The organism is Lapidilactobacillus wuchangensis, assembly GCF_003946645.1.
GTDB lineage: Bacteria > Bacillota > Bacilli > Lactobacillales > Lactobacillaceae > Lapidilactobacillus > Lapidilactobacillus wuchangensis.
In genome coordinates, this window is sequence record NZ_RHOU01000028.1 from 1 (window position 1) to 5323 (window position 5323).

The 5323-nt window shown below is 43.9% G+C and carries 4 protein-coding genes; 2 read left to right on the forward strand and 2 right to left on the reverse strand.

The window, feature by feature from the left end; genetic code table 11:
* A partial coding sequence (locus tag EKM82_RS11865; RefSeq protein ID WP_225419731.1) for a hypothetical protein occupies positions 1 to 184 on the forward strand: 184 nt, incomplete at its 5' end.
* Positions 185 to 354: 170 nt separating this feature from the next.
* Here the strand turns inward: EKM82_RS11865 and EKM82_RS11035 are convergent.
* Together EKM82_RS11035 and EKM82_RS11040 are read right to left on the reverse strand one after the other, a co-directional pair.
* A complete protein-coding gene (locus tag EKM82_RS11035) occupies positions 355 to 2550 on the reverse strand; it encodes a GH92 family glycosyl hydrolase (RefSeq protein ID WP_125769437.1) in 2196 nt (731 codons plus the stop codon).
* Positions 2551 to 2663: 113 nt separating this feature from the next.
* Complete coding sequence (locus EKM82_RS11040; RefSeq protein ID WP_225419732.1) at positions 2664 to 3707, reverse strand: GntR family transcriptional regulator; 1044 nt, start codon at positions 3705 to 3707, stop codon at positions 2664 to 2666.
* Positions 3708 to 3886: 179 nt separating this feature from the next.
* Between EKM82_RS11040 and EKM82_RS11045 the strand changes: the two genes are divergently transcribed.
* Entirely contained in the window at positions 3887 to 5179 is a 1293-nt protein-coding gene (locus tag EKM82_RS11045; RefSeq protein WP_125769443.1) for a glycoside hydrolase family 125 protein, read from the forward strand.
* Positions 5180 to 5323: the final 144 nt, after the last annotated feature.

Consider the following 5323-nt stretch of genomic DNA (forward strand, 5'->3'; position numbering starts at 1 on the left):
TCAACTCCAGACGGAATGGAGGGATCTTGTCGTCAGCCGCCAAATTATTGTTAGTGCTTTAGCACTTACAATAAGACCTGTATTGGAGACTTTTGAAAAAAGGCTTCAATCAGTGTCGGCCGCGTTCCACGACAAGCAGCCCGCAATGCAGTCAGACTCAGTTCTGTTTCAACACCATTATTAGATTTTAATGGTTTTGAATTTTGGTCTTTAATTGGTTCAAATCAATGCCGGCCGCGTTCCACAACCAGCAAGCCCGGAATGCAGTCAGAACCAGTTCTGTTTTATCACTTTCACTGTATTAGAGGTTTTGAACTAAAAAAGTCCAGCTAATTAGCTGGGCTTGATTGGTCGTTATTTTGAAATTGAGAATGGCAACTCAGCATCGCTAAAGTGATGCTGTTCTGGTGCTAAACCTAAGGTAGCAGTGAATTCGCCACCGGCCATGATTTGCTCGTAAGTCAAATAGCTGCTGGTAAATGATTGGCCGTTTAACTGATGGGCTTGGACAAATTGGTTTTGGGGATTGTTGTTGCGAGTGGTTAAGGTGAATTCTTTTTGTTGTGGTAAGTGCAGGACAACTTGGTCGAACATTGGCATGCCTAGTACAAACTCGCCACTGCCTGGCGTCACCGGATAAAAGCCTAGTGCTGATAAAACAAACCAGCCAGCCATGGAGCCATTATCTTCGTCACCAGGATAGCCATCAAAGCCAGCATTGAACTTCTGGCAAAGTTGCTTCACTAAAAGTTGGGTCATTTCAGGATGGTCAACGTAACTGAATAAATAAGGAATGTGGAAACTTGGTTGGTTAGATAAGGCCAGCTGACCGAAATCTAAGGTGGCTAATTCTGTCATCTCATGAATTTCAAAGCCATAGCCACCAACTTCAAAAGCAGCCGGGCTATTCACTAATTCAACAAGCTTTTGATAGAACTGTTCGCGACCGCCATAACAATTGGCTAAGCCCTCAATATCTTGGTAAACAGCAAAGCCATTTTGCCAAACACTACCTTCTGTATAACCGTGGCCCCATTGCAACGGCCGGAAATTCGCTTGGAAAGTTCCGTCAGCATTTTTAGGACGTAAGAAACCGGTACTGGTATCGAAAATATTGCGATAATTTAAAGCACGTTTTTGATATTTAGCGGCTAAATCAGCGCGGCCAGCTTTTTCGGCAACGATGGCAATGCAGTAATCACTGTAAGCATAGTCCAAAGTGTGGTTGACACTTTCATCGTGGCTGTTCGGCACATAACCATACTTTAAGTAGTCATAAGTGCCACGGCGGCCATATTTAGGATCGTCACTTTGAACGGTGGCTGCTTTTTCCATGGCTGCTAAAAATTCATTTAATTCAGTCGTGGTAAGCAGATCTTTGCTGGCGGCATCAGCAATCACAGCGTCAATTAGCGTTCCTGGCATCATGCCACGTTCGTCAGGTGACAACCATTTTGGCAGGTAGCCACTTTCACGATAGCTGGTCAGGAAGCCTTGCAACATTTCGTGGAGAATTTCCGGCGCAATAATTGAGTAGAATGGATAAACAGTTTTATAAGTGTCCCAGAAACCATTATTGGTGTAGAGATAGCCGGGTTTAACGGCTTTTGCCAAGGTGTCGTAATGATAAGGCTGGCCATCAGCGCCCAGTTCGTAGAATTTCTGTGGGAACAAGAATAAGCGATACAACGTCGTGTAGAAAGTCTGGACTTGTTCGTGATGACGCTGATCTTTAATTTCGATGCGATCAAAGAAGTGTTGCCAAGCGGCGATTGCGGCGGTTAATTGTTCTGCCGTTGTTTTTTCTTGCTGACGCTGCAAGTTCAAGTGTGCTTGTTCCGCCGATAAAAATGAGGTCGCTAATTGTAAATCGTTTGTTTGACCACTGATGAAGAAGCACAGCTGTAAATCCTGGCCTTGCCAATGAGTTTCATCAGTTGCGGCAATGACGGGATTTTGGTCGCTACCAGCTAGCGTCGCCTTTAAATCAAATTCTTGAGTGGCTTGAATTTCAAAATACATCTTAAAATCAGGATCTTCACAGTCAGAAATGTTGTTGACATAACCACTGATTGTGCGGGTTGCTGGATCAAGGTGAACGTCACCTTGACCAGGCAGTTGCAATTGGAAACCAGCTTGAGCGTGGTTGTATTCACTGTGAAGGGTGGCGCCATAAGTGCTCGGAATCAAGGTGCTGGCAATTTGATAGTGTTGATCAAACAGCGCCAATTTAACGGGACTAAAAACGGCTGCCTCAGGATCAAAGGACCCAGCGAAATCCTCAATTTGATCAACGCCGGGATTTTGATTAATCGGTAGAATCAGCAGCTTCGAGAAATCACCGACCCAAGGACTAGGTTGATGAGTTAAACGGAAGCCTTCAAAACGATGAGCTCGGGGATTAAAGAACCAGCCACCTTGACTGCCGTCATTTTGAACCGTGAAATAATTCATGGCGAAAGGCACGCCAGTCAGTGGCAAGGCATTGCCGTGAGAAAGGCGATAATTGTTGTCGGTACCTTGACGCGTATCAATTGCTGTAATTTGCATGATAAACTCCTTTGTTTTATGTGCGCTCGTTCGCGCCTATTTTTTCAAAAAAGGACCAGTTTGACAAGTAGTCTCAGTCACTTTACTTATCTGAAAAGCCGTAAAGAAAACGATTAGTGATGCTGCAACACACTAACTGAATCCCGCGGCGTTAAATTAACGGGAACAGTAATTTGTTTCAGGTCAGGATCAAAAGGATTGTCGATTCGTTCCCGCAATAATTGCGCTGCTTGGCGACCGATCGTATGGAAATCTTGAGTAATTGTGCTCAGTTGGGGCTGGCTAGTGGCACTGCGAGTAATGTTATCGAAACCAATAATTGATAATTGCTGGGGAATTTGATAGCCATTTTCTTGCAGATAATCCATGGTGGCTAAGGCTAACAAGTCGTTCTCGGTGACGATTCCCGTGACTTGCTCCTGCTTGAGAAAAGGAATCAAGTCAGCAAAATGGTGGGTCGTTAATTGATGGGCTTGCTGGGGATTGACTGCAAAAGTTAAGTCCTGCTCCGCCAATGCCTGCAAATAGCCAAAGTAACGTTGCGCCACGGAAGAATTCAGTGACTGGGCAAAATCGCTTTGCGCCAGAAAAACAATATGTTCATGACCATTATTAATTAAAGTTTGGGTGGCTAAGTAACCACCTTGAGTATTATCGGCGACGACCGCAGAAATTGGCAGACCAGTGGCGGTTTGGTCGAGTAATACTAGGGGAACATGAGCCAAGGTGTATTGCTGCAAAGTGCTTAATTCCAGAGCTAAATTTTGAGGGTAGTAAATAATCCCATCAAAGTCGTGGGCAATTTTAGCAAGTTCGGTTTGAGCAAACTGATGATTATCAATCACCGTTAAAGTTTGCTGTTGTGCTGCTAACACTGCGCGAATCCCAGTAATATAATCGCCGAGACCAGATTCTGGTGCAAAAGGAATCACCAATAAAATTCGTTGCGTCCGCTCGCGCAAGCGTAAACCACGGCGAACGAAAGTACCACTACCTTGGCGCCGTTGCACTAGGCCAATATTGGCCAGCTCTTGTAAAGCTCGTTTTGAAGTAATTCGGCTGACTTGATATTGTTTAGCCAGTTCATTTTCAGAGGGTAATTGTTGATTCGCTGGATAGAAGCCGGACCAAATTTTAGTTTGTAGATCTTGGAAAATCGTCCAATATTTGTTTTGATTTGTTGGCGTGAGTACTCGCCTCCCAGTTAACTAGTTGATATGACTTATAGTATATCATTTATCGAAAAAAATAAACGCTTTTTTAAGATAAAAGGCTGTTTTTTGACCGCTTACATGATATACTTGGCTTGTAAAAAAATATATCAAGTGGTGATAAAATGACAAAATCTTATGTAACGCCAGCAGTGCGCGACTTTGTAGAAAAAATCAATCAGTTATCTGGTACTGAACATCAGAATTTAGCGAAAATTTTTGACATTACTTTTACCAATACCCTTGAAACCACGCTTGAAGAAGATGAGAAAAAGAACATCTTCGTCTTAACTGGTGATATTCCGGCCATGTGGCAACGAGATTCCACTGCCCAGTTGCGGCCATACTTGGTGATGGCGCAAACTGATCCTGAAGTGGCACAAGTGATTTTGAAGGTCGTCCAACGGCAATTCTTCAATATGAATCTGGATCCTTATGCCAATGCCTTTAATTTAACTGGCAATAATCACGGCCATCAATCTGACAAAACGGCAATGGGTCCTTGGATCTGGGAACGGAAATATGAATTGGATTCACTGTGCTACCCAGTGCAATTGGCTTATCTCCTCTATAAAAATACTGGTTTAACTGCTCAATTTGATGACACGTTTGTGGCGGCGATCAAACAATTATTTCAAGTGATTGCCACTGAGCAGCACCACGAGGAACAATCAACTTATCGCTTCGAACGAACTGAAGATCGTCCTGAAGACACTTTGGAAAATGATGGTCTCGGCAAACCAGTCGGTTATACCGGGATGAGCTGGTCAGGCTTCCGGCCAAGTGATGACGCTTGTGTTTACGGCTATCTAGTGCCTGCTAATATGTTTGCCGTTGTAATTTTGCGTTATCTCCACGAGATTTTCACCACGGTTCTAAATGAGCCAGAGTTGGCTCAGACAGCCCAAAAATTGGCTGATGAAATTCATGCTGGGATTGAAAAATACGGCACGACTTTAAACCAGGCTGGTGAAAAAGTTTATGCCTATGAAGTTGACGGTTTAGGCCACGCAGTCATCATGGATGATGGTAATATTCCTAACTTAATGAGCGCGCCATATTTGGATTATTTAGCAATGGACGATCCGACTTATCTGGCCACGCGGAAAACATTATTGAGCCCAGAAAATCCTTATTATTACGCTGGTAAATACGGCCAAGGCCTTGGCAGCCCGCACACGCCTGAGAATTATATTTGGCCAATCGGTTTATCAATTCAAGGCCTGACGCAACCTGACCACGCTGAAAAATTACGGATTCTGGAATTGTTGGCCAATACTACTGCCGGTACCAATATGATGCATGAAGGTTTCGATGTTGAGAACCCCGCTAATTTCACCCGCGAGTGGTTCTCATGGGCGAATATGATGTATTGCGAATTGTTGATGGATTATTTAGGATTGCCTGTTAAGAAATAAGTGTTAAACAGAACTGATTCTGACTGCATTCCGGGCTTGCTGGTTGTGGAACGCGGCCGGCATCGATTTGAACCAATTGAAAAACCGCAATTGTTTCAAATACGAGCCTTTGTCTAACCGCTAAAGCGGCAAGACAAATTTGGC